Genomic DNA, 23,178 nt, shown 5'->3' with positions numbered 1-23,178 from the left:
GAAATCACTGGATGTCTCGGGGTTCTCCGGTGCCCATGTACTTGGAAAGTTGGTAGTGCAGGTTGACCGTGCTGCGTTCGCGGTAGGGATTCGGCAGAGTTCCCGGGAAACCAGCCGACTTCATCCCCTGTTGCACCGCCGCCATGTTCGAGAAGTCCTGCGGCAGCACCGACAGCCAGTTCGGTGAGTCCTTCGGGGTGTAGGCCCACTCGGTCTGCGGCTCTTCACCTTTGGGGTACAGCTCGAAGACGGCGACCTCGAAGATGCACTTGTCCGGGTTATAGCTCGGATCAGGGCGTGCGCTGTAGCACAGCGCGCTGGTCAGGCCCTGGCCCACTTGGAAGTTCGGGAAGATCTGCCACGCCGTGCCGCTCTGCCCAAGGATGTCCGGCGGGATGGTCGGCCAGACCACGCCACGCGCCTCGTCATCGCGGCGGGCCGAGGCCAGCCAGTGCTGCAGCACCTCGTCGGCGGGGGTGCCCTCGGGCAGTTCGTCGACCAGCCGCTTGGCGGCGTTCACCAGGGTCTGCGTCGTCGTCGCGTTGGTCTCTTCCATGGTGTAGACCTGCATCTCGGCAGTGGAGATGCGCGGATCACCGGTCCCCAGACGGATCTTGGACTTGGTCTCGTCCATACCTTTCGGCGCGTCGTACCCGATGTTGCTGTGCTTGCCCTGCGCCTTCGCCCAGCCCTTGAACTCGCCGAACTGGTTGAACTCCGGGTGCGTGGTGAACACGTGGTAGGTCTCGTTGAAGGCCTCCATCGCGACCTTCCAGTTGCAGTCGAAGTACAACCACTTGCGCCACTTGTAGCGCATGTTCTCCAGCCCGAACGGGTCGAGGATCTTGGCTGCCGGGTACAGGTAGTCGACCAACGGCTCGCAGTGCGGGTCCATGTTGATGAACAGCCACCCGCCCCAGGTGTCCACCTGCACGGGCGCCAGGTGCGTGTTGCGCGCAGTGAGCTTGCCCTGCCAGTCGTCCTGTTCCCGGATGTGGGTGCAGGCTCCGTCGAGACCGTAGGTCCAGCCGTGGAATCCGCAGACGAAGGATTTCCGGGCCCGGCCGGTGGCGTTCTTGGCTCCCTCGGGGTTGTCGATCAGCTTGCGGCCGCGGTGCATGCAGACGTTGTGGTGCGCGGCGAATTCATTTGCGCCGGTCCGTACCACGATGATCGAGTCGTCGAGGATGTCGTACGTCAGGTAGTTACCGACCTCGGGAATCTCCTCGACGCGGCCGACCTGCTGCCACACCTTGCGCCACAGTCGATCCCGTTCCGCGCGTGCGTAGTCCGTCGAGATATAGGCCTCGACCGGGATGGTCGTCGGCGCAGACAGGTCCTCGGCGATGACTCCGGTCGAGTCGTCCGGTTCGGCGTCGACCTCCATCGCGGCGTCGAGATCAGATTCGGTGTGGGCCATTAGATCCTCCTGATGGCTTCGCGGAAGGATTCGTCTTTGAGGAACAGCGAGGTGTTGTCGCCGCCGAGATGGGTCCAGCGCAGGTTGAGTCCGCCGTCGACCAGGATGGTCTGGCCGGTGATGTAGCTCGAAAGATCGGAGAGCAGAAACAGGATGGCCCCGGCCTGTTCCTCGGGAGTACCGCGCCGTCCCATCGCGATCGCCCGCTGGTCACGCTCGGGGTCGGCGTCGACGTAGGTTGCCGAGGCGGCGGTTTCGGTCACGCCGGGGGCGACGGCGTTGACCCGGATGCCTTCGGCGGCAAGCTCTGCGGCCATGGTTCGGGTGGCCGCCACGATCGCGGCCTTCGCTGTGCCGTAGGCGACGTGATACGGCGCCGTGTTCATCCCGCTGATCGAGGACACCGACACGATCGAGCCCGGGTTGCCCTGGGCCCGGATTTCGGCGGCCACAGCCTGGCTCATGAAGAACATGGTTTCGAGATTCGCGGTGAACAATTCGCGCCAGTCGGCCCGTGACACCCGGGTGGCCGGCATCCAGGTGGACGGGGCCGCGCCGCCGGCGACATTGACCAGCCCGTACAGCGTCCCTTGTCCGTCAGATTGGAGCCGGCCCACCTTCTTCAGCACGGTGGCGATGCCCTCGTCCGTCGACGCGTCAGCCGCCACCGTCACCACGTTCAGACCCTTGTCCGCGAGCGGCGCCACGTGGGTGTCGAGGTTGTCCTGTGACCGGCTCACCGCCACGACCGTGGCCCCGGCCTCCGCCGCCATCCGCGTGACGGTGGTGCCGATGCCGCCACCACCGGCGCCCGACACCACCACGACCCGGCCGTCCAGGCTCAGGGAACTGTCCATTCGCAACCCTTATCGGCTTAATTGTCCGGACAACATATCGTGATCTTCATATTGGAGAACACTATTCCCCAGCACATATGCACCGTCAAGAGCGGATCTGAGCACCACGGCCACTATTGTCTGGACTACAAGGAGTTGCTAACGTCCGAGGTCATGAGCGCGCCATTGGTATCTGATGCGAGATATGCCGCAAACCCGACAGCCGCCGGGAGCTGGGCGTTGGAGCAGGTCACCGCCCCGAGCCGGTTGTTCGGCGCGAACGGCCTGCGCACGGGCCCGGACGGTCGCATCTACGTCGCCCAGGTGACCGGCAGCCAGATCAGCGCCCTCGACCTGAGTACCGGGCGCCTGGAAACCGTGAGCGCCAAGGGCGGCGACATCATCGCCCCCGACGACGTGGCATTCGACGCCGACGGCAACCTCTATGCCACCGAGGTGATGGACGGCCGGGTCAGCGTGCGCACGGCCGGTGGCACCACGCGCGTGTTGCGTGACGACGTCCCCTCGGCCAACGGCATCACCTTCCATCACGGGCGCCTGTTCGTGGGCGAGTGCCGCGAAGGCGGTCGGCTCATGGAGTTCGACCTCGCCGGCGGCGCCCCGCGGATCCTGCTGGAGGACGTGCCCTCCCCCAACGCCATGGAGGTCGGCCCCGACGGGCTGCTCTACTTCCCGGTGATGGGCGCCAACGAGATCTGGCGCATTGACCCCAACGGCGGCGAGCCCCAGGTGGTGGCCGGCGGGCTCGGGGTACCGGACTCGGTCAAGTTCGATGCCGACGGCCACATCGTCTCCACCCAGGTGGCCAGTGGACAGGTGCTGCGCATCGACCCCCGCAGCGGCGAACAGACGCTGCTGGCCCAATTGAATCCCGGCCTGGACAACTGCACCTTTGTCGACGGTCGGTTGTTCGTCTCCAACTTCACCGGTGAGATCACCGAGATCTTGTCCAGCGGCGGCACTCATGCCCTGCTGCCGGGCGGGTTGAACTGGCCGCTGGATCTGACCGTCGGGGCCGACGGCGCGTTGTACGTGGCCGACGGCACCTACTTCTACCGGGTCGGTCCCGACGGCGCCCTGCAGACGGTCGCAATGCTGTTCTCGCCGGGCTACCCGGGCTTCCTGCGTGGGGTGATTTCCTCAGGCCCAGGCGAATTCATCGTCACCACTGCGGCCGACACCGTGGCACGGTTCCGCCCAGCGGGGGCCGAGGGCGAGGTCAGCCAGGTTCTCGCCAGTGGCATCGACCAACCCTATGGTGTCGCGTCGGCGCCCGACGGGTCCGTGCTGGTGGTCGAACAAGGCGCCGGCCGGTTGCTCTCGGTGCATGACGGCTCCGTGACGGTGTTGGCTTCGGGGCTGGACACCCCGGTCGGTGTGGTGATCGGACCGGACGGGGCACCGTTGGTTTCGGTGGCCGGTGCCATTCTCCGGGTGACCGGTGGGACGGCGCAGCCGCTGGTCGACGGATTACACACGCCACACGGCCTTCTCGTGCAGGACGGCGCGCTCTACATCGTCGACGCCGGCAGCAAAGAGGTTGTCGAGTACGACCTGGACAACGCTGCCCGCACCGTCATCGCCGCGGGACTGCCGGTCGGCCCGCCACCCGGGGTGACCCCCAAACCACTCAAGGGCATGCCCCCGTTCTCCGGTCCGCAGGGCCCGTTCGCCGGGATCACCGCGGGACCCGATGGGACGCTCTACATCTCGGGTGACGGCGACGGCAGCGTGCTGGCGCTGCGCAGGGCCTGACGCGACCATGACTGTCACGCCGGCCGACCACCGTTACCTGCAGGTGGCACGCACCCTGCGCAAGGAGATCGTCGACGGGGTGTACCCGGTGGGCTCCCAACTGCCCACCGAACATGAACTCTGCGAGCGCTTCGAAGTCAGCCGCTACACCGTGCGCGAAGCCCTGCGGCGGCTACGTGACGACAACCTGGTCACCTCACGACCCCGGGCCGGAACCACCGTGGCACCGCGCGCCGCGGCGAATACCTATGCGCAGGACGTGGTCTCGATCAACGACCTGCTCGCATTCGCCACCGGCGCCCAGTTCACCATCGAGTCCAATGCCATGGTCACGATCGACGGCGAGTTGGCCCAGCGCACCGGCCTCCCGCTCGGCGAACAGTGGCTGGCGGTGCGCGGCTACCGGCAGGCCGACGACGATGCCGCACCGGTGTGCCGGACCGAGTACTACATCAACCGAAGCTTCGCCGCCGTCGGCCGGCTGCTGCAACGGCACTCCGGGCCGATCTTCCCGCTGATCGAGGATCTGTTCGGGGTCAGCATCGTCGAGGTGCACCAGGAGATCTCAGCGATCGTCACCTCGCCGGAACTCGCCGCGGGCCTCAAGGTCGCCGCCGGCACCGCCGCCCTGCAGATGCAACGTACGTACACCACCTCCGACGGAGAGATCGCCCAGGTCACGGTCAACACCCACCCGTCGGACCGCTTCCGGCACGCCATGACCATGCGCCGGGTCAAGGGCTGAGGCGGGTGCGAACTTCCGTGCGATGGGACGAGGAACGCGCGGCCGACGCCTACGACCGCGGGCTGTGGGTGTCCACCACCCTGGCCGACGCCCTGGCCGATGCGGCGCGTGACAACCCCGACCGGGTGCTGCTGGTCGATGGGGAAACCAGGCTGACCGCCCACGAATTACACCGCCGGGCACAGGCTCTGGCGCTGCAGCTGGCGGCGTGGATGCCGACCGGCAGCGTGGTGTCGTTCATGCTGCCCAATTGGCACGAGGCCGCGACCATCTACCTGGGCGCCACGCTGGCCGGCATGGTGGTGAACCCGATCCTGCCGTCACTTCGGGACCGCGAACTGCGCTTCATCCTCGACGACGCGCAGAGCCGGGCGGTCTTCATCCCCGCCCAGTTCGGCAAACACGACTACGCGGCAATGCTGACCCGGGTGTGCAGCCAGATGGACACCCCGCCGGAAGTGGTGGTGTTGCGCGGTGATCCGGGGCCGCACCGCGCATTCGACGCGCTGGCAACCGCGCCGGATCGCGAACTTCCCGCGCTCGACCCCGATGACATCCGCATGATCATGTACACCTCGGGAACCACAGGTCGGCCCAAAGGCGTACTTCACAGCCACAACTCGATCAACGCGCTGATCATGCAGCTGCGCGAGCACTGGATGATCGACCCAGGGGACACCTTCCTGGTGCCCTCCCCCATCGCGCACATCGGCGGCTCCATCTACGCCTTCGAATGCCCGCTGCTGCTGGGCAGCACCGCCGTACTGATGCACCGCTGGAATGCCGATGACGGTGTGGCACTGATGACCGAACATCAGTGCACCCACATGGCCGGGGCCACACCGTTTCTGGAACAACTGCTGGGAGCCGCCGAACGGGCCGGCACCCGGCTGCCCGATCTCAAGGTGTTCATCTGCGGTGGCGCCTCGGTACCGCCGTCACTGATCCGGCGGGCCACGCACTACTTCGACCGGGCTGCCGTCAGCCGCGTGTACGGTTCGACCGAGGTCCCGGTCACCACCGTCGGCTCACTGGCCCCGGGAAGCGTCGAGCACGCCGCCGAGACCGACGGCCGCCCAGGGATCGCCGAGGTCCGGCTCGTCTCCGGCGAGATCAGGGCCCGCGGTCCCCAGATGCTGAGGGGCTACCTGCACCCCGAGGATGAGATCGAATCCTTCGACGAGAACGGATTTTTCCGCACGGGGGACCTCGGCCGTTGGGTGGACGGCAACCACCTGCAGATAACCGGACGGGCCAAAGACCTCATCATCCGCAACGGCGAGAACATCTCCCCCAAGGAAGTCGAAGACATCCTGGTTGGTGAACTCGGCATCACCGAGGCAGCCGTCGTCGGCCTGCCCGATGAACGCACCGGCGAACGCGCCTGCGCGGTGCTGGTGACCGCCGACGGGCAACGCCCCGACGTGGCCGACGTGGGTCGGGTGCTGACCGAACACGGGCTGGCGCGGTTCAAAACACCCGAGCGCGTCGAGATCTGGGATGAACTGCCGAAGAACGACGCGGGCAAAGTGTTGAAGCATCAGATCCGAGCGACGCTGAAGGGGCACGACTAATGCAGGTTGCGATCGTCACCGGGGCCAGCAGCGGCATCGGATTCGGCTGTGCCACCACGCTCGCGGCGGCGGGCATGACCGTGCTCGGCACCGGACGCGATGAGGAACGGCTGGCCGAACTCGAACGGGTCGCCCCGGATCGGATTGCGACACTGGCCGTCGACCTGACCGCCGATGACGCCCCACGACGAATCGTCGACGCCGCGCTGTCCCGCTGGGGCCGCATCGACTTTCTGATCAACAACGCCGGAGTCGGCAGCCCCAAGCCCCTGCACGAGACCGACGACGAAACCCTGGACCACTTCCTGGGCATCATGCTGCGCGCACCATTCCGGTTGGCCCGCGACGTCATCCCGCATCTGGAACCTGGTTCGGCCATCATCAACATCACCTCCACGTTCGCCGTCGTCGGCGGCCTGCGCGGCGGGGCGTATTCGGCGGCCAAGGGCGGACTGACGGCGCTGACCACACACATCGCCTGCCAGTACGGTGCCCGGGGCATCCGCTGTAACGCGGTGGCCCCCGGTGTCACCGTCACCCCCATGGTCGAACAACGCCTCAACGATCCCGGCTTCCGCAAGATGCAGACCGAGATGACACCGCACACCCGACTGGGCCGGGTCGAGGACATCGCGTCCACCGTCGCGTTCCTGTGCTCCGACGGCGGCAGCTTCATCAACGGGCAGACCATCGTCGTCGACGGTGGCTGGAGCTCGACGAAATACCTTTCGGAGTTCGCGCTTCATTCTGAATGGATTGCTCCATGAACGTTTTCGCGGTGCTCGATCAAGCCGCCGACCGGTTCTGTGACCGGGGCGCGGTGTTCCTGGGCGAACGTCAAGTCCATACCTGGGCGGAGTTGCGCGACCGGGTACTGCGACTGGCCACCTCATTGAAGGCCCTCGGTGATCGCGGCACCCGCATCGCCGTCGCCAGCGAGAACCGGCCCGAAATCGTCGAGCTGATGTTCGCCATCTGGGCGGCCGAATGCGTGTTCGTGCCGATCAACTACAAGCTGCATCCTCGTGAGATGGCCGACATCCTCGACGATTCCGGTGCGGCGCAGGTGTTCGCGTCGGTCAAGATCGGCGAAGGCCTGGCATCGGCGGCCGGGGTACCCGTCGAAACCATCGGTGACCAGACCTATTCGGCCCGGTTCGATGCGGCGCCCGCGGCCCCGCCGTCGACCGATCCCGCCGCCCTGGCCTGGCTGTTCTACACCAGCGGCACCACCGGAAAGTCCAAGGGCGCCATGCTGTCCCATCGCAACCTGATGGCGATGACACTGGCGCACCTGGCCGATTTCGATGATCCGGACGAGAACTGCAGCCTGATCCACGGCGCTCCGATGTCACACGGTTCCGGCCTGTACATCCCGCCGTACGTGCTGCGCGGCGCCCGCCAGGTGATACCGGAATCCTCGGCGTTCGAGCCCGACGAGTTCCTGGACCTGTGCGGCCACCACCCGGACAGCAGCGCCTTCCTGGCGCCGACCATGGTGCAACGCCTGGTCCAGACCGGCCGGTCCAGACCGGCGAACCTAAAAACCGTTGTGTACGGCGGCGGCCCGATGTACGTCGACAGCTTGAAGAAGGCGCTGACTGCCTACGGCCCGATCTTCGTGCAGCTCTACGGGCAGGGCGAGGCACCGATGACGATCACCGGGCTGCGCCGCGCCGATCACGTCGGCGCCGACGACGCGACGCTGGGCTCGGTCGGGTATCCCCGCTCCGGCGTCGAGGTCGCCGTGCTGAACGACGGCGGCACGCAAGCCGCCGTCGGGGAGATCGGCGAGATCGTCTGCCGCGGCGACGTCGTCATGTCGGGCTACTGGAACAACCCGACCGCCACCGCCGCCACCCTCAAAGACGGCTGGCTGCACACCGGCGACATGGGTTCCTTCGATGCGCGCGGCTACCTCACCCTGCGTGACCGGTCCAAGGATGTGGTGATCAGCGGGGGCAGCAACATCTATCCCCGCGAGGTGGAAGAGGCGCTGCTCGAACATCCCGGCGTGGTCGAGGCCGGCGTAGTCGGTGCGCCCGATGCCGACTGGGGCGAGGTGGTGGTGGCGTTCGTCGTCGGCGAGGTGTCCCCCGCCGATCTCGATGCTCATCTGTTGGAACGCATCGCCCGGTTCAAACGCCCCAAGCGCTACGAGTTCATCGACGCACTACCGAAGAACAGCTACGGCAAGGTGCTCAAACGCGAACTGCGGGATCGGTTGACACGGTGACGTTTCGGTCCCCCCACGTTGAACTCAGACCTGAATCTGCCCACCGTCGACAGCCAGCTCCGCCCCGGTAATGAAGCTGCTCTGGTCCGAGGCCAAGAACAGCACCGCCGCGGCGATTTCGTCGGGCTGGCCCACCCGCTTCACCGGCAACTGAGCCGCCCAACCGTCCAGCAGATCCTGCGTCTGGTCAGCGGGTGCCAGGCCCGTGAGTCCGGGAGTCTCGACCGGGCCGGGAACGATGGTGTTGACGCGGATCTTGCGGTCAGCCAGTTCGGCGGCCCAGGTGCGGCCCAGGGAGCGGATGGCGGCCTTCGACGCGGCGTACAGCCCGAATGCCGGGATGCCCTTGGCGGCGGCGGTGGATCCGGCCAGCACCACCGAGGCGCCTTCATTGAGCAGCGGGAGCGTCTTCTGCACGGTGAACACCGTGCCGGCCACGTTGCGGTCGAAGTTGTCGCTGTAGTGCTGCGGCGTCACCTCGGCGAGAGTGGCGAAATCGCCGCCGCCGGCGTTGGCGAAGACAACGTCGAGACCCTGGCCGCGCTTGGCGATCTCAGCGGCGAGGGCGTCGAGTTCTTCCGGCTTGCTGATGTCGCTCTGCACGCCGTGCGCGCCGATCGACGCCGCAGCCTCGTCGAGGCGGGTGCGGTCGCGTCCGGTGATGAAGACATACGCGCCTTCATCGGCGAGCCGCTTGGCCGTCGCCAGACCGATGCCCGAGGTTCCACCGGTGACCAGTGCCGTCTTGCCGTCGAGTTGTCCCATGATCAAGCTCCGTTCGTGTGGTTCGTGCGGTTCGCCCACTACAACCTAGGTGATATGTCACCTATTCCGGCGAGCTTAGGACCGTCCACATCCGAACTATGCGTTCATCGGATATCTCGGCGACGTCGAAGCCGGAGGCGACCGTCGTGTCGTCCGGCGTGCGGACCTCCCAGGCCAGAAAACCCAGGCCGCGAGTCTGGCGCACCGGGCCCGCTTTAACGAAGTGAAGACCCGGTAACTTTTCCTGCAGTTCAGCAGCCTTGGCGTTCAACTCATCATGACCGGTGGCGGTGCCTTCGTCGTCGATCCACTGCACGTCGGCCGAGTAGGTATCGGCGATCACCGCGGCGCGGCGCTGCGGGTCGCGCTCGTCGAACACGGCCAGCAGATTGGCCTCCATCAGGCGGGTGATGACCTCACTCAATGTCCTGCTCCTGAATCTTTAGGTGATTAATCACCTAAAGATTAGCTCGGCGCAGGCGGTAGTGAGCAGTTGTGATTGAGGTGGACGTGTATGTGTTCCAGCGCGGCGGTGAACGGGCCGAGCAAGTTCTCGGGCAGGGGGTCGAAGAACAGGCTGCGCACCAGGTCGACATGCCCGGGTGCCGCCTCGGCGATCGCCCGCCGGCCGCTCGCGGTGAGCACGACGTTGGTGGTGCGGCCGTCTTCGGCGCTGGGGCGGCGCTCGGTCAGGCCGCGTTGTTCCATGCGCCGCAGCTGATGTGACAGCCTGCTTCGTTCCCAGCCGATCTGCGCCGCCAGATCGCTGACCCGCATGCCCGCGGCGTTGTCGGCACTGAGCGCCACCAGCACGTCATAGTCGGCCAGCGACAATCCGGAGTCGGCCTGCAGCTGGCGGTTGATTTCGTAGTTCATCCGCAGCTGGACCCGCATGTACGCGACCCAGGCGCGCTGCTGTTTCGGCGTCAACCATCCCCGCTTCGGTGATGTGTCCCGCACTTTTCTCGGCGTCACATTTGTCAGTATGACGGTCCGCGCATCAGTTGAAACCCGGACGAATCAAGCGACTGAGATCGACGGCCTTCACTTAGTGAGATGTTCGGCCAGTACCGTCCGAGGGCCGTCGAGACTGATCACCCATTCACCACATCAAGCCACGGATCAGTGCGGTCGGTGGGATGTCCTCGGCGGCAATCAATCCCGCTGGAGCATCACACACCCAGTCGATCGCGTTGACCACCCGCGCCGCGGTGGACACACATCCGGCGTCGGTCACGTCGAGCGTCGGATGAGACAGCTCAGTGCTCACCTCGATGCGCGGCTCGCCCTCCACGATCACCTTGTGCACCCCGGACTGACCTTCCGGCGGATACTCCCAATCCGGCGCGGCCGCCGGGGTGAGCCGCGTGGTGTGCTCGATCGTGATGACGGGGACGCCGCCACGCACACCTTCGGCGGCGAACCGCACCCCGGCCAGTTGTCCTGGCTCGACGGTCATCATCGTGCATTCGATGCGCTCGGGGCTGTACCACGGCTCGAAACGCTGACCGACCTCGTCGAGTTCCACCCCCAGCCGGTCGGCGAGATTGCGCACCAGGCCACCAAACATCGACGTGACCACGCCCGGCTGGAACGCCATCGGCAGATCGTCGTCCGGGGTGGTGCCGAAACCCATGGCGGTGCCGGTGTATTCGTAATCGTCGTAGTTGCCGTAGTCGAAGATCTCCTTGACCGTCACCGACTCGGCGCGGGTGACCAGGCTGAGCGCGGCGTACACCGCGGTGTCCCCCGAATACCCAGGGTCGATGCCGTTGACATACAGCGACGAGTTCCCCGCCGAACATGCCTCCTCAAGCGGCACCCGTAACCAGTCGTCGGCCTGGCGCGGGGTCACCAACCACACCATCGAGGTCCCGACCACGTTGATCCCGGCCGCCAGGAACCGCGACATCTGCTCGATTGCCTCCATCGGCCGGGTCTCACCCAATGCCGTATAGACCACGCAATCGGGGCCAAGGGCGATGAGCGCGTCGATGTCGTCGGTCGCGATGACACCCGTCGGGTCGCCTATTCCACACAATTCGGCAGCGTCACGGCCGATCTTGTCCGGGCCGGAGGCATGAACACCGACCAGCTTGAGATCCGGCCTGCCGATGATCGCCGCCAGCGAATGCCTGCCGACATTGCCGGTGGAGAACTGGACCACTCTGCGCATCGTCAAAACCTGTTCCTGCTCAGTAGTCGGGGATCGGCAACGGCGAGTTGTTCGAGTCGATACCGCCGTCGACGTGGAAGATCGCGTTCGTTGCGTAGCAGTCGCGCGTGGACAGATACACGCACAACCTCCCGAGGTCCTCCACATCGCCGAGGCGATGCAACGGCGTCGCCTCCTTCATCTTCTCCAACGACCCGGGTAACAAGTCAAGGCTTCCTTGTAAACCTTCGGTCGCGAACGATCCCAGCGCGATGGCGTTCACCCGGATCTTGGGCGCCAACTCCTGCGCCATCGCGCGGGTGAGCGCCTCAAGAGCCCCCTTGGCCGTGCAGTAGGCGGTCAAGGCACGGATCCCGAACCGGGCCGACCCCGAGGAGATGTTGACGATCGAGCCCCGCCCGGCCGCGATCATGTGCGGTGCCACAAGTTGACTCATGATGAAAGCCGAAGTGACACACCAATCGAAGGTGTGCCTGAAGTCCTCGTCGGTGATATCGAGGAACCGCGCGTAGGTGGATCCGCCGACGTTGTTGATCAGGATGTCGATGCGGTCGAACCGCTCCATGGCCGAGCCCACCACCCGCTCCCCGTCAGGTCGGCTCATCGCGTCGGCGACCACCGCCAAACCCTTACCGCCGGCGGCCTCGATGCCTTCGATGGTCCCGACGATGTCGGATTCCGTTCTCGCCGTGCCGACTACGGTGGCGCCGGCCTCCGCCAGAACTCGCGCGATGCCTTGTCCGACGCCCTTGCCGGCGCCGGTGACGATCGCGACCTGACCTTCCAGGCCGAACTGCTCTATTGCCATGGCGTTCCTCTCCGTTGAGGCAGCTGCCGAAATGGCATTCCAGCAGGGAAATGTCGAGTGGAACCCTGCTGGAATGCCATTTCGGCGCGGGTGGAGTAGCCGATTGACTGCCCAGGTTGATTGACTATAGTCAGTCTGCATGAACTTGCCAACGTTCAATCTGAAGCGTGGCGGCAGTGCGGACGACGTGGCGCGCCCGTCGGCCAGCGGGCTCGACGAACACCTGGAGGCCTCCCAGCGTGCGCAGCGCCAGGCCGACAAGTGGCTCATTTCCGGCAGCCTGCTGATCGGCTCCGCAGCCCTCGGAATCTTCGGCCTGCCCCTCTTCCTACGAGGCGTCTGGCTGCTTCGCAAAGCTCAGCGCGACGGATTGTCCGTCCGGCCGATGCTGGTCACCCTGATCGGCTATCTGGTGATCATCGACGCCGCGATCAACACCGTCGGCTGGGCGCTCGACGTCGCCGCCAACCACACCATCCTTGCCCGAATCCTGTTGAACGGCTGGGGCGCAATGTTCGATGCGGGCTACTTCTGGCACTACAACGAGCTATGGATCGGCGGGGCCGCCGGACCCGGCGAGAAGGCCATGGAAGTCGGCATGATCCTCACCGTCTTCACCATGCGGATCGCCGCGGGCATCGGTTTCCTCCAGATGAAGCGCTGGGGCCACCAGTGGATGATCATCACCTGCTGGATGGGGATCGTCATCTGGTGTCTCTACGTGTTCAACATGACGATGTTCGCCGATGTCCGCTTCGCCGGCGTCGTGCTGCCGGTGGTCGGGTGGTGGCTCTACGACATCTTCTACATCACTCCATTCCTCGCGATCCCGTACCTGCATTCGGTCAACCGCGAGATCTTCTCCGATTAGTTCAATGACTTCACTCATTGACTGCAATCAGTAATAGGGCTAGAAATGAGCGGAACATGACGCCACAGATCAAGCAGTCGGCGCGCGATCTGCGCCGATTACAGACGCGGGAACGGATACTCGGCGCGGCCGTCGCCGAGTTCCAGTCGTCGGGCATGGCCGGGGCGGATGTCGGCGCGATCGTCAGTGCAGCGGGCGTTGCCCACGGAACCTTTTTCTTCCACTTCCCCAGCAAGGAACACGTGCTGCTGGAACTGGAGCGCCGCGAAGAGACGCGCATGGCAGCCGAATTCGCCGGCTTTCTCGAGAATGCACATGATCTCGCAACGGCGCTGACCGAGCTCGTCCGCCTGGTGGGCAGCCTGGAGCAGCGCTTCGGGCCGCTCCTGTTCAAAGAGCTCCTTGCGCTGCACTTCTCGCCGACGCGTCCCACCAAGGACGAATGGAGCGACCACCCGATGATCGTTCTGCTCGTCCGCGAGATCGAGCGCGCCCGCGGTGACGGCGAGGTACATCCCGAGGTCGACGCCTTCTACAGCGCCGCATTCTTCCTCCTGGGGATCTACGGCGTCCTGACCACCACCGCCAACAGTCAGCACCGCGACGCGATGCTGGCCAACTTGGTCATCACCGCACGACGAGGACTGGAGGTCCGATGAATCATCCCTTCTGCGAGGAGAACTGACGTGGCCGGCTGGATCTGGGAGATACTCCGCTACGTGGCCGCCTGGGGCGGCACCGGCTTGATCATCTGGTTCTGGTACTGGATGTTCTCCAACATCGGGACCTTCTGAAGCGTGACGCAGCAGATGCCCGAGCTCAGCGAAGCCCACGCCATGGCGACCGAGCGCAGTTGCGCCGTCACCGCCGTGGCGTTGAGCGACCAGCGCCGTACCGGGGCCCGCCTGGTCAGCGGCCAACATCGCGGCTTCGGTCTGAGTTCCCTGCTCGACGTCGTGCACGTGCCCTATCCGCCCCGTCGTGACTGGACCCGGCGGACGCTGACATGCGGTGTGGCACTGCAGTGCTCACCATCCAAAGAGCGCATCCTCGACTACCGCCTCAACGAGCTCTCGACCCGCGAACTGGCCGCGCTCACCCTCGTCGAAGCCGGCGTCGCGCTGGGCTGGGTCGCCGAGAACTGGCCCGGGCTGGCGGCCGACCTGCGCGCAGCGCTGCCACACCTGGAACCGGCCAGCGCGGACTTGGACGCCGAAGAGATGCTGAACCGGGCCATTGCCCTTGCGCGTACCTCGCAGCAGTTCTCCATCGACCCACTGCTCGGCAGCCTGCCGCGGGCATACACCCTGCCGCAGGGCCTGTCCGACAAGCTGCGCCGTACCTTCGGGCGACTGCCGTGGACCACCAACCAGAAGCGTTCACCCGCACCACACTCCGTCCCCGCCGGCGGAGACGGAGGAGTACGCAACTCGAACCTGCCCCCACCCAGCCGGCCTCAGGACAACGACCTCGACATCACCCCCGACCACCGGCCGGGAATCCCCTACCCGGAATGGAACGCGTGGACGAAGAGCTTCATGCCGGACCACGTCGCGGTTCTCGAGCAGACCCGCTCCAGCTGCGACCGGCAGCCCGGTGCAGTCGCCGTCGACGTCCGGAAGTGGTTCGAGGAGAACACCCACCGGGCCATGAAGAACCGGCTGGAAGACGGCTCCGACCTCGACGTCGACCAGTACGTCAACCACTTCATCGACCTGACGACCGGTGAGGCGGTCGAACCGCGCCTCTTCCGTGAACTGTTGCCCGCCAGCCGTGACGTGACATCCGCGCTGCTCCTCGACGGCAGCTCGTCGCTGGGTGTGCACGGGGGCCGGATCTTCAAACTGGAGCTCGCCTGCGCCGACGCCCTGTCCCGCGCGATGACGTCGGCCCGGGAACGCCACGGCATATTCACGTTCACCGGGAACACCCGCCATCGCGTGGAAGTCAACTGCCTCAAGGATTTCGCGGACCGTCGTTTTGTCCCGCCCGGCAGCCTGGGCCTGTCGACCGGGGGCTACACCAGACTCGGTGCGCCGCTGCGGCATATGACCAGCCGCCTGCTCGCACAGCCTTCGGAGCGCAGGTTGCTCATCGTCATCGGTGACGGCCTGATCTCGGACGAGGGCTACGAGGGCCGCTACGCCTGGGCCGATGCCGCCCACGCCCTGGAGGAAGCCAACGACGCCGGCGTCTCCATGTACTACATCGGCGTCGGCCCCGTGCGCGTCGACCCCCTGCCGGAAGTGTTCGGCCCCAAACGGTCCCAACGCATCCGCCGCATCGAAGAACTACCCCGCGTCCTCGCCCACGTCCACCGGGAGCTGGTATCCGTATGACCGACACGTATTACTCCAACGCCAACGAGGTTCAGCTGTTCGAGCAGGCCTGCCGCCAGCGCCTGCCGGTGATGCTTACCGGCCCGACAGGATGCGGCAAGACCCGCCTGGTCGAGCACATGGGACTGCTGCTCAGCCGTCCGGTCGTCACCATCAGCTGCCACGACGATCTGACCAGTTCGGACCTCGTCGGACGGTTCATGGTCACCGGCGGCGACGTGGTCTGGACCGACGGCCCCCTGACGCGGGCTGTCAAGGCCGGGGCGATCTGCTACCTCGACGAGGTCGTCGAGGCGCGTCACGATTCGTTGGCCGTCCTGCACTCGCTCACCGACCACAGGCGGACGCTCTACCTGGATCGTGCGGGTGAAGTCGTCCATGCGCCAGAAACTTTCATGCTGGTGTGCTCCTACAACCCCGCCTACCGCAGCTCACTCAAAGAGCTCAAACCATCCTTCCGGCAGCGTTTCGTCACGCTGCCGATGCGGTATCTGCCGCCCGAACGTGAGGCAGAGGTGATCGTCGCCGAGGCCGGCGTCGGTCTGGCCACCGCACAGCGCTTGGTCCGGTGCGCCACCGCGATCCGTACTGCGGACGAGGCGTTCCACTTCGAACCGCCCTCCACTCGGGTTCTCGTCACGGCGGCACACCTGATTGCCGCCGGTGCAACGGAACTCGAAGCCGCAGAGGCCTGTGTCCTCGCCCCGCTGTCCAGCGACGGCGCCATCACCGAAGGGCTGCGGGAGGTCGCGTCCGCGTGCCTCTCCGGAGCCGACGCCGGCACCTCAAGCGCCTAGGAAGGAATCGCCACCATGGTGGATCAGAAGGAACGTAACCGCAAGAAAGCCCTCATCGTCCTGCAGATCGTCATCTACGGATACCTGCTGGCGATGTTCGGAATCCAGCTGTACATGTCGTTCACCCGAGGCTGGTGGGACCTGTGAAAGTCACGGCATCGGTCCCAGCAGAGGGCTCTCTCAACCTTGAGGAGCACCACGAACAGTCCCGGCTGGCGCAGCGGCGGGCCGACAAGTGGATGATCGTCGGTGCGGCCCTGATGGGCATGTGGGCACCCGGGCTCATCGGCTTCCCCATCTTCATGCGCGGCGTGTGGTTACAGCGCCAGGCGTTGCGCGCGGGATATTCGGTCCGGCCGATGATCGTCACGCTCATCGGGTATCTCGTGCTGATCGACGGCATGCTCAACAGCCTCGGGTGGGCCCTCGACCTGGTCGCCAACCACACGCTGATCAACCGGGTGCTGATGGTCGGCTGGGGCGCCATGTTCGACGCCGGATACTTCTGGCACTACAACGAACTGTGGATGGGCGGCGCCGCCGGGCCGGGTGAGAAGTCCATGGTGTTCGGCATGATCCTCACCGTCTTCGCGATGCGGTGTGCCGCAGCGATCGGCTTTCTGCAGATGAAGCGCTGGGGCCACCAGTGGATGATCATCACCTGCTGGATGGGCGTACTCATCTGGTGTCTGTACGTGTTCAACATGACGATGTATGCCGACGTTCGTTACGCCGGCGTCGTGTTCCCGGTCATCGGGTGGTGGCTCTACGACATCTTCTACATCACCCCGTTCCTCGCGATCCCGTACCTGCACACGGTGAACCGCGAAATCTTCTCCGACTGAACGTAATTCATGCAGCACTTAGGAGAGACACTGTGACGACCACACCTGAAACCACCGAAGACCAGAAGTCTGAGGACCTCCCTCCCGGGACCACGCCCTACTACGCACGCATGCACAAGTGGATCAAGCGCGCGGTCCTCGTGTGCCTGGTCGCCCTCGTCGTCGAGGGTGCCTTCACCCTGCCGTTCATGGCGGTGTACTACGGCTACCCCACGTTGAGCCTGACCCAGATCTGCAGTGAACTACTCAAGGTTCGGTATTCCGACGACACCCTCGAATGCAAGGTGCCGTACCCGGCATTCGGCCCACCCGAGGGCGCCGAGGGCAAGGACACCGCGCAGGACGAGTGGGGCATCCAGCCGGTACCCAAATATCACCGGATCGGATTCCGTGAGCTGGTGCGCATCCACGAAGAACGAGAAGCACGTGAGTCAGCCCAGCAACAACAGCCGAGCCCGTAGGAGCCCCCGTGCCGGAGTCACTCGAACGCCACGCGCAGAACTGGGATCTGCGCCACCAGGATTTCAACGACAACGACTTCCTGTACGACGTCTACGAGGTGATGCGACGGCAATCGCCGTTCGCGCGCACCGACAAGCCATTTCTCAGCGCGACGCCGGCGGGTGCGTGGGTGGCGGTGCGCTACGCGGAGTGCGTCAAGATCCTGCAGGACTGGGAGCACTTCTCCAGCAACCCGACGCCCGAGGGCGCCGAGCAGCTCGCCGGGGATCTGGTGACCACCCTCGACCCGCCGCGGCAGCAGAAGTTCCGCAAGGTCCTGAACCCGTACTTCTCCCCGGCGCGGATGAAGGCGCTGCGACCCGAGATCGGTACCGAGACCGACCGGCTCATCGACGAGCTCATCGAGGGTGGATCCGGTGACCTGGCCCAGATCGCCTGGCGCCAGCCCGGAATCGTGTTCTTCAAGTATCTGCTCGGCATGCCGATCGAAGACGTCCCGCTGTGCGTCGAACTGACCGACACGGCGCTCAACGGCGCCACCGAGCAGGACCGGATGAGCGCCTGGGGCGGGCTGTATCAGCACCTGCACGACGCCGTGACCGCACGAATGGACCAGCCGCCCCGTGACGACATGATCGACGTCCTGCTGTCCGCGGAGATCGACGGAGAGAAACTATCGTTCGGCGACGTCGTGTCCAACGCCATGCTCTTGGTCCAGGCCGGCCTCGAGACCACCGCCAGTGCAATGTCTTTCGCCTATCACTACCTCGCCACCAACCCGGCCGAGCGCGACCGCCTGATCGGCGATCCCGAACTCCTCACCCGTGCTGTCGAGGAATTCATCCGGTTCGCCGGGTCGATCCACGGCATTCCCCGCACCGTGGCCAAACAGGTGGAACTGAACGGCTGCACCTTCTCGCCGGGCGAGTCGGTGATCGTCAACTACGCCGCCGCCAACCGCGACGAACAGGAGTTCGCCGACGCGGGCCGGTGCATCCTCGACCGCCGCGAGAACCGGCACCTCGGCTTCGGCGCCGGCGTGCACCGCTGCCTCGGGTCCAACCTGGCTCGACTCGAATTCCAGGTGGGCCTGGAGCGGGTGCTGTCCAGAATGCCCGACTTCACTCTCGCGGGAGACGAAGTCGCACGATTTCATGGCAACTCCGTCACCCGCGGATTCCGCTCGGTCCCGGTCACTTTCACGCCCGGCAGCCGGTCGGACACATGACCTATCGGGTCGTGCAGTGGACGACGGGCAACGTCGGCCGCAAGTCGGTCCACGCCATCGTCGCGAACACCGATCTCGAGCTCGTCGGCTGCTACGCCTGGGCACCCGACAAGGTGGGCAAGGACGTCGGCGAACTCTGCGGCATCGAACCACTGGGCGTGGCCGCCACCGACGACGTCGACGCGCTCCTGGCCCTGCAGCCGGACTGCGTCGTCTACAACCCCATGTTCGCCGATGTCGACGTACTGGTCCGCATCCTCGGCGCCGGTATCAACGTCGTCACCACCTCCGAGTTCATCAACGGAGACAACCTGGGCGACGGCCGCGATCGCGTCATCGACGCCTGCAAACGGGGCGGCTCAACCATATTCGGCAGCGGCATCAACCCGGGCTTCATCCAGTTGTTCGCCGTCGTCACCGCAGGCATCTCCGATCGCGTCGACCGGATCTCCATCCTGGAGTCGTTCGACACCACGATCTACAACTCGCCGGCCACCGAGATCCCGATGGGCTTCGGCTATCCCATCGACCACCCCGACCTGCAAGCGGTCACCGAGAAGGGATCGGGCATCTTCCGGGAAGCGGTCCAGCTCGTCGCGGGGGCTCTCGGCGTCGAACTCGACGGTATCCGGTGCGACGCCACCTACGCCCAGACCACCGAAGACCTGGCTCTGCCCGGCGACTGGACCATCGCCGCCGGCTGCGTCGCCGGCATCGACGTCCGGTGGGTGGGCACGGCCGGTGGGCGCGACGTGATCGAGATCCGCGGCGTCTGGACGAAAGGCCAGACGCTGGAACCGGCCTGGTCGACCGCGTTCGGCTACACCGTCACCGTGGAGGGCCGGCCGACCATCAAGAGCACCTTGAGCTTTGAACCTCCTCCGGACTTCGTAGCCGAGACCATCGAGGACTTCATCATGCTCGGGCTGACGATCACCGCCATGCCCGCAATCACCGCGATCCCCGCGGTGGTGGCCGCGCCCCCGGGCATCGCCACCTATAACGACCTGCCCCTACTGATGCCACGAGGTGTACTCCATGCCTGACAAGACCTACCGGATCATCCAGTGGATGACGGGCGACGTCGGCCGGGCCGGCGTGCGGCACTTCGCCGAGAGTCCGGTGTTCGACCTCGTCGGTGTCCTGGTGCACAGCCAAGACAAGGTGGGCAAGGACGCCGGCGTGATCGCGGGTATCGCACCGATCGGTGTGACCGCCACCGACGACGTCGACGCCATCGTCGCGCTCGACGCCGACTGCGTGTTCTACACGCCGGTCATCATGGACGTCGACACCGTGTGCCGGCTGCTACGGTCCGGCAAGAATGTGGTGACCACGAGCGGGTTCTTCCATCCGTCACCGGATTTCCGCGAGCCCGCCGAGCAGATCCGGGCCGCCTGCGCCGACGGCGGCACCTCGTTCCACGGCGGTGGTATCCATCCCGGTTATGCCGGGGACATCCTGCCGCTCACCCTGGCCCGGGTGATGAGCAGGGTCGACACCATCCATGTGTACGAGGTCGTCGATGTCCTGAAAGACGCGCCGACGGACCACATCGACTGGATGGGGTTCGGCAAGGACAAGGACAAATTCCTCACCGAGCCAACAATTCTGGGTCTCGGCCTGCCGTTCTTCGCCCAGTCGATGCACATGATCGCCGACGGCCTCGGCGTGACCATCGACGAGGTGACCGCCGCCGAGGTCGAGGTCGCGACTGCCGCCGAGGACATCCCCCACGACGAGGGCGCGATACCGAAAGGCACCGTCGCCGCACAGCGCCACGAATGGACCGCGTGGGTGGGCGGGCAGCCACTGATCGTCTTCCACGCGATCTATGTGACCGCCGGCCCCGACAAACTCGAACCGGCATGGGATTGGGGCGAGACCCGGTACGAGATCGTGATCGAGGGCGATCCGCCCACCGAGCTGATCCTCAAAGGTGTCCGGCAGGCCGACGGCACCATGGCCCATCCCGGCTACGACTGGACGGCCATGGGAGCCATCAACGCGATCCCCGATGTCTGCGATGCCCCGCCGGGCTGGCACAACCACCTCGACCTCGGGCTCATCCGGCCTCGCGGACTCGTCCGCCGATGACCGCACAGCCGGCACTGCACCACGTCGTGTTCGCGGTCGCCGCGGAGCGGACAGCCGACATGGTGCAGATGTTCACCGACCTCGGATTCACCTTCAACGCCGCCGAACTCAGCGACCTCGGCGTCCATGTACACCTGGACTGGGACCGCGGCGTCGAGCTGATCAGCCCACTGCCCGGCTCGACCGCGTCAGTCGCGGCCTCTGTCAACGACTTCCTCGACCAACACGGCGACGGCGTCTACACCGTGGTTCTCCGCGTGCCGGACGCCGCGGCGGCCGAGGACGTGACACAGCGGTACGGGTCGGAAACGCGGTTCCGTCAGGGGTTCTCCGGTGAAGGCTCCTACCTCGACGAGATCGACGTGTCCGCCCTGGGGCTGCCCCTGACATTCCTGTCCACCAATGTGTAAGCCGAGTGTTTTCGAAGCGGGTCTGCCGACCCTCGACTACTCCGTCACCGACACCCCGCAGCAGATCTATCCGCAGTTCCGGGCGGCTCAGGAAGTCGCGCCGATCGCGCTCGGCCCGATCGGGCCCGAAGTGCTGTCCTACGAGATGGCGCGCGCCGTACTGCGCGATCCGCGGTTCGGGATCCCCCAGGGCATTCACCTGTCCGCCCATGGCATCACGTCGGGTCCGTTGTGGGACAGGGTGACCCGCAGCATCCTGAACATGGAGGGTGAAGAACACCGCCGGTTGCGCAGCCTGGTGGCCCGGGCTTTCACGCCGCGCGCCACCGCGCGCATGCACGACGCGATCCACAGTGTCGTCAACGAACTGCTCGACGGTATTCAAGACACCGGCCGGTGCGAGTTCGTGGCAGACGTCGCACGGCCGTATCCGATTCCGATCATCTGCGCCCTGTTCGGCGCACCGCGCGAGGACTGGCAGCAGTTCTCCCGCTGGGCCGAGGACATCTTCAAGATCGTCAGCTTCGACTGCGACCTCGCCCAGGAGGAGCCGGTCGTGTTGAAGGCGTGGGACGAGTTCGACGATTACATCGACGACATGATCGCCGACCGGCGCCGGCACCTGACCGACGATCTGCTGTCCGACCTGATCCGCATCGAAGACGGCGGAGACCGACTGGACGCCGCCGAACTGAGGATGCTGGCGTTCTCCATCCTGATCGCCGGAACCGACACCACCCGCAGCCAACTGGCGGCCTCGATGCAGGTGCTCTGCGACCACCCCGACCAGTGGGCGCTGTTGCGGGAGCAGCCCGAGCTGGCCATGCGCGCCGTCGAGGAAACCATGCGGCATTCGCCATCGATGTGCAGCACCGTGCGCAGCGTCGCCGACGACGCCGAGATCGGCGACTACAGTTTTCCCGCAGGGGCTTTCATCCTCGTGAACACCTATGCGGCCAACCGTGATCAATCCGTCTACGACGACCCGACCCGCTTCGATATCACCCGCGACGACCCGCCGCCGATCCTGACCTTCGGTGGCGGCGTGCATTACTGCCTGGGCGCCAACCTGGCGCGGCTCGAGCTGTCCGAGGCACTCACGATCCTGTCTCGACGGCTTCCGAACCCGCGGGTGGCCGGATCGGTTCCCTGGAAGCCACTACTCGGTCTGAGCGGCCCGACCAGTCTTCCGCTGGAGTTCGACCGATGACGTACAAGATCGACCCGGACGTGCTGCACAGCGTGGCCAAGCAGGTCGTCGGCCTGCCATTGGCAGATGGCACGCTCCTCGCACACGCAATCGAACGACTCGCCGACGCGTATCCCGACCTGATCCACGGGGGTCCGGGCCGGTGGGTGGGTAGCAAGGCCGGAGGAATCCTCGGAAAGGTCAGGTTCCTGTACTTCAGCCCCCGCGAGTATCTGGTGCTTTTCGGTTCCCCCACTGGGACACAGGGCTTTTCAGGCCGATACAAGCACGTCGACATCCACAAGTTCCTGCTCGCCGGGCAGATCGACTCCTACGACCTCGATTCCGACGACACCGAGCCGATGCCGACGCTGCTCCCCGGCGAGCGCACCTGCCTGGAACGTGGGCATGCCCGCGGCCTGACCATCCACCCCGGATCCTGGCACCTCGAATATGGCCGCGGCGCGGTGGTGACCACGCTGCCCTTCGCGATGGTCGACACGCTGCTGGTGTCTCTCGAGTTCGAATCCGTCCGGCGTTCGACGGTCGAGTTCAGCAAGCTGGTCAGCCGGCGATTTCGCCCCTGATGCCGAACAGCCCCCGC

At 65.7% G+C, this 23,178-nt stretch carries 25 protein-coding genes; 18 read left to right on the top strand and 7 right to left on the bottom strand.

Going from position 1 to position 23,178, the window contains the following annotated elements:
• Positions 1–4 precede the first annotated feature (4 nt).
• The gene (locus AB0876_RS02880; protein WP_526041148.1) at positions 5–1,420 is read right to left on the bottom strand and encodes an aromatic ring-hydroxylating oxygenase subunit alpha; all 1,416 of its coding nucleotides are present in this window, start codon (positions 1,418–1,420) and stop codon (positions 5–7) included.
• Positions 1,420–2,277, bottom strand: a complete 858-nt coding sequence (locus AB0876_RS02875; protein WP_491837487.1) for an SDR family NAD(P)-dependent oxidoreductase — start codon at positions 2,275–2,277, stop codon at positions 1,420–1,422. The genes AB0876_RS02880 and AB0876_RS02875 overlap by 1 nt, the downstream gene beginning before the upstream one ends.
• Positions 2,278–2,430: 153 nt before the next feature.
• Here AB0876_RS02875 and AB0876_RS02870 point away from each other — a divergent pair, with 153 nt between their 5' ends.
• The 5 genes from AB0876_RS02870 to AB0876_RS02850 are packed head-to-tail and all read left to right on the top strand — an operon-like array spanning position 2,431 to position 8,587.
• The gene (locus AB0876_RS02870; protein ID WP_526041147.1) at positions 2,431–4,032 is read left to right on the top strand and encodes an SMP-30/gluconolactonase/LRE family protein; all 1,602 of its coding nucleotides are present in this window, start codon (positions 2,431–2,433) and stop codon (positions 4,030–4,032) included.
• A gap of 7 nt (positions 4,033–4,039) precedes the next feature.
• Positions 4,040–4,777: a GntR family transcriptional regulator gene (locus AB0876_RS02865; RefSeq protein WP_491837485.1), complete on the top strand. Its 738-nt coding sequence runs from the start codon at positions 4,040–4,042 to the stop codon at positions 4,775–4,777.
• Positions 4,778–4,794: 17 nt separating this feature from the next.
• A complete protein-coding gene (locus tag AB0876_RS02860; protein WP_491837563.1) occupies positions 4,795–6,351 on the top strand; it encodes an AMP-binding protein in 1,557 nt (518 codons plus the stop codon).
• Complete coding sequence (locus AB0876_RS02855) at positions 6,351–7,118, top strand: SDR family NAD(P)-dependent oxidoreductase (RefSeq protein WP_491837484.1); 768 nt, start codon at positions 6,351–6,353, stop codon at positions 7,116–7,118. Before AB0876_RS02860 ends, AB0876_RS02855 begins: the two co-directional genes overlap by 1 nt.
• A complete protein-coding gene (locus tag AB0876_RS02850) occupies positions 7,115–8,587 on the top strand; it encodes an AMP-binding protein (protein WP_491837483.1) in 1,473 nt (490 codons plus the stop codon). The genes AB0876_RS02855 and AB0876_RS02850 overlap by 4 nt, the downstream gene beginning before the upstream one ends.
• Before the next feature lie 24 nt (positions 8,588–8,611).
• Here the strand turns inward: AB0876_RS02850 and AB0876_RS02845 are convergent, their stop codons facing one another.
• The 5 genes from AB0876_RS02845 to AB0876_RS02825 all read right to left on the bottom strand — a co-directional run bounded on the left by AB0876_RS02845 (position 8,612) and on the right by AB0876_RS02825 (position 12,336).
• Positions 8,612–9,352 carry an SDR family NAD(P)-dependent oxidoreductase gene (locus tag AB0876_RS02845; protein ID WP_491837482.1) on the bottom strand — a complete coding sequence of 247 codons (741 nt, stop codon included), beginning with the start codon at positions 9,350–9,352 and terminating at the stop codon, positions 8,612–8,614.
• Between the two features lie 61 nt (positions 9,353–9,413).
• The gene (locus AB0876_RS02840) at positions 9,414–9,776 is read right to left on the bottom strand and encodes a nuclear transport factor 2 family protein (protein WP_491837481.1); all 363 of its coding nucleotides are present in this window, start codon (positions 9,774–9,776) and stop codon (positions 9,414–9,416) included.
• A 41-nt stretch (positions 9,777–9,817) separates the two neighbouring features.
• Positions 9,818–10,327: a MarR family winged helix-turn-helix transcriptional regulator gene (locus AB0876_RS02835; RefSeq protein WP_491837480.1), complete on the bottom strand. Its 510-nt coding sequence runs from the start codon at positions 10,325–10,327 to the stop codon at positions 9,818–9,820.
• 127 nt (positions 10,328–10,454) lie between these two features.
• Positions 10,455–11,528, bottom strand: coding sequence for an NAD(P)H-dependent amine dehydrogenase family protein (locus AB0876_RS02830; protein WP_491837479.1), 1,074 nt, complete (start codon positions 11,526–11,528; stop codon positions 10,455–10,457).
• Positions 11,529–11,547: 19 nt separating this feature from the next.
• On the bottom strand, positions 11,548–12,336 hold the full coding sequence (locus AB0876_RS02825) for an SDR family NAD(P)-dependent oxidoreductase (protein ID WP_526041146.1): 789 nt from the start codon (positions 12,334–12,336) through the stop codon (positions 11,548–11,550).
• 139 nt (positions 12,337–12,475) lie between these two features.
• Here AB0876_RS02825 and AB0876_RS02820 point away from each other — a divergent pair, with 139 nt between their 5' ends.
• The 13 genes from AB0876_RS02820 (at position 12,476) to AB0876_RS02760 (ending at position 23,161) form a co-directional block, all read left to right on the top strand.
• A complete protein-coding gene (locus AB0876_RS02820) occupies positions 12,476–13,207 on the top strand; it encodes a hypothetical protein (protein WP_064887317.1) in 732 nt (243 codons plus the stop codon).
• A 56-nt stretch (positions 13,208–13,263) separates the two neighbouring features.
• On the top strand, positions 13,264–13,866 hold the full coding sequence (locus tag AB0876_RS02815) for a TetR/AcrR family transcriptional regulator (RefSeq protein ID WP_491837477.1): 603 nt from the start codon (positions 13,264–13,266) through the stop codon (positions 13,864–13,866).
• 150 nt (positions 13,867–14,016) lie between these two features.
• The gene (locus AB0876_RS02810) at positions 14,017–15,546 is read left to right on the top strand and encodes a nitric oxide reductase activation protein NorD (protein WP_526041464.1); all 1,530 of its coding nucleotides are present in this window, start codon (positions 14,017–14,019) and stop codon (positions 15,544–15,546) included.
• Positions 15,543–16,343 carry an AAA family ATPase gene (locus tag AB0876_RS02805; protein ID WP_526041145.1) on the top strand — a complete coding sequence of 267 codons (801 nt, stop codon included), beginning with the start codon at positions 15,543–15,545 and terminating at the stop codon, positions 16,341–16,343. The genes AB0876_RS02810 and AB0876_RS02805 overlap by 4 nt, the downstream gene beginning before the upstream one ends.
• Before the next feature lie 15 nt (positions 16,344–16,358).
• The gene (locus AB0876_RS02800; RefSeq protein WP_255740330.1) at positions 16,359–16,490 is read left to right on the top strand and encodes a hypothetical protein; all 132 of its coding nucleotides are present in this window, start codon (positions 16,359–16,361) and stop codon (positions 16,488–16,490) included.
• Positions 16,487–17,188, top strand: coding sequence for a hypothetical protein (locus tag AB0876_RS02795; protein WP_064914346.1), 702 nt, complete (start codon positions 16,487–16,489; stop codon positions 17,186–17,188). The genes AB0876_RS02800 and AB0876_RS02795 overlap by 4 nt, the downstream gene beginning before the upstream one ends.
• A 32-nt stretch (positions 17,189–17,220) precedes the next feature.
• Positions 17,221–17,649 carry a hypothetical protein gene (locus AB0876_RS02790; RefSeq protein ID WP_491837475.1) on the top strand — a complete coding sequence of 143 codons (429 nt, stop codon included), beginning with the start codon at positions 17,221–17,223 and terminating at the stop codon, positions 17,647–17,649.
• A gap of 8 nt (positions 17,650–17,657) precedes the next feature.
• The gene (locus AB0876_RS02785) at positions 17,658–18,878 is read left to right on the top strand and encodes a cytochrome P450 (RefSeq protein ID WP_526041144.1); all 1,221 of its coding nucleotides are present in this window, start codon (positions 17,658–17,660) and stop codon (positions 18,876–18,878) included.
• On the top strand, positions 18,875–19,924 hold the full coding sequence (locus AB0876_RS02780) for an NAD(P)H-dependent amine dehydrogenase family protein (RefSeq protein WP_526041143.1): 1,050 nt from the start codon (positions 18,875–18,877) through the stop codon (positions 19,922–19,924). The genes AB0876_RS02785 and AB0876_RS02780 overlap by 4 nt, the downstream gene beginning before the upstream one ends.
• Positions 19,917–20,975 (top strand): NAD(P)H-dependent amine dehydrogenase family protein, encoded by a 1,059-nt coding sequence (locus tag AB0876_RS02775; protein WP_526041142.1) that lies wholly within the window; start codon positions 19,917–19,919, stop codon positions 20,973–20,975. The genes AB0876_RS02780 and AB0876_RS02775 overlap by 8 nt, the downstream gene beginning before the upstream one ends.
• Positions 20,972–21,385: a hypothetical protein gene (locus tag AB0876_RS02770; RefSeq protein WP_526041141.1), complete on the top strand. Its 414-nt coding sequence runs from the start codon at positions 20,972–20,974 to the stop codon at positions 21,383–21,385. Before AB0876_RS02775 ends, AB0876_RS02770 begins: the two co-directional genes overlap by 4 nt.
• Positions 21,378–22,595, top strand: a complete 1,218-nt coding sequence (locus AB0876_RS02765; protein WP_526041140.1) for a cytochrome P450 — start codon at positions 21,378–21,380, stop codon at positions 22,593–22,595. The genes AB0876_RS02770 and AB0876_RS02765 overlap by 8 nt, the downstream gene beginning before the upstream one ends.
• The gene (locus tag AB0876_RS02760) at positions 22,592–23,161 is read left to right on the top strand and encodes an isomerase (RefSeq protein WP_526041139.1); all 570 of its coding nucleotides are present in this window, start codon (positions 22,592–22,594) and stop codon (positions 23,159–23,161) included. Before AB0876_RS02765 ends, AB0876_RS02760 begins: the two co-directional genes overlap by 4 nt.
• Positions 23,162–23,178 lie beyond the last annotated feature (17 nt).

The sequence above is a fragment of the Mycobacterium sp. NPDC049093 genome (assembly GCF_040704635.1).
In the GTDB taxonomy this organism is placed as follows: domain Bacteria; phylum Actinomycetota; class Actinomycetes; order Mycobacteriales; family Mycobacteriaceae; genus Mycobacterium.
This window is presented reverse-complemented; position numbering and strand designations above follow the sequence as displayed.

Excerpts from the sequence above, each read along its gene's own strand:
- AB0876_RS02880 (WP_526041148.1), bottom strand. The coding sequence starts at position 1,420 with ATGGCCCACACCGAATCTGATCTCGACGCCGCGATGGAGGTCGACGCC.
- AB0876_RS02875 (WP_491837487.1), bottom strand. The coding sequence starts at position 2,277 with ATGGACAGTTCCCTGAGCCTGGACGGCCGGGTCGTGGTGGTGTCGGGC.
- AB0876_RS02870 (WP_526041147.1), top strand. The coding sequence starts at position 2,431 with ATGAGCGCGCCATTGGTATCTGATGCGAGATATGCCGCAAACCCGACA.
- AB0876_RS02865 (WP_491837485.1), top strand. The coding sequence starts at position 4,040 with ATGACTGTCACGCCGGCCGACCACCGTTACCTGCAGGTGGCACGCACC.
- AB0876_RS02855 (WP_491837484.1), top strand. The coding sequence starts at position 6,351 with ATGCAGGTTGCGATCGTCACCGGGGCCAGCAGCGGCATCGGATTCGGC.
- AB0876_RS02850 (WP_491837483.1), top strand. The coding sequence starts at position 7,115 with ATGAACGTTTTCGCGGTGCTCGATCAAGCCGCCGACCGGTTCTGTGAC.
- AB0876_RS02845 (WP_491837482.1), bottom strand. The coding sequence starts at position 9,352 with ATGGGACAACTCGACGGCAAGACGGCACTGGTCACCGGTGGAACCTCG.
- AB0876_RS02830 (WP_491837479.1), bottom strand. The coding sequence starts at position 11,528 with ATGCGCAGAGTGGTCCAGTTCTCCACCGGCAATGTCGGCAGGCATTCG.
- AB0876_RS02825 (WP_526041146.1), bottom strand. The coding sequence starts at position 12,336 with ATGGCAATAGAGCAGTTCGGCCTGGAAGGTCAGGTCGCGATCGTCACC.
- AB0876_RS02820 (WP_064887317.1), top strand. The coding sequence starts at position 12,476 with ATGAACTTGCCAACGTTCAATCTGAAGCGTGGCGGCAGTGCGGACGAC.
- AB0876_RS02815 (WP_491837477.1), top strand. The coding sequence starts at position 13,264 with ATGACGCCACAGATCAAGCAGTCGGCGCGCGATCTGCGCCGATTACAG.
- AB0876_RS02810 (WP_526041464.1), top strand. The coding sequence starts at position 14,017 with ATGCCCGAGCTCAGCGAAGCCCACGCCATGGCGACCGAGCGCAGTTGC.
- AB0876_RS02805 (WP_526041145.1), top strand. The coding sequence starts at position 15,543 with ATGACCGACACGTATTACTCCAACGCCAACGAGGTTCAGCTGTTCGAG.
- AB0876_RS02800 (WP_255740330.1), top strand. The coding sequence starts at position 16,359 with ATGGTGGATCAGAAGGAACGTAACCGCAAGAAAGCCCTCATCGTCCTG.
- AB0876_RS02780 (WP_526041143.1), top strand. The coding sequence starts at position 18,875 with ATGACCTATCGGGTCGTGCAGTGGACGACGGGCAACGTCGGCCGCAAG.
- AB0876_RS02775 (WP_526041142.1), top strand. The coding sequence starts at position 19,917 with ATGCCTGACAAGACCTACCGGATCATCCAGTGGATGACGGGCGACGTC.
- AB0876_RS02770 (WP_526041141.1), top strand. The coding sequence starts at position 20,972 with ATGACCGCACAGCCGGCACTGCACCACGTCGTGTTCGCGGTCGCCGCG.
- AB0876_RS02765 (WP_526041140.1), top strand. The coding sequence starts at position 21,378 with ATGTGTAAGCCGAGTGTTTTCGAAGCGGGTCTGCCGACCCTCGACTAC.
- AB0876_RS02760 (WP_526041139.1), top strand. The coding sequence starts at position 22,592 with ATGACGTACAAGATCGACCCGGACGTGCTGCACAGCGTGGCCAAGCAG.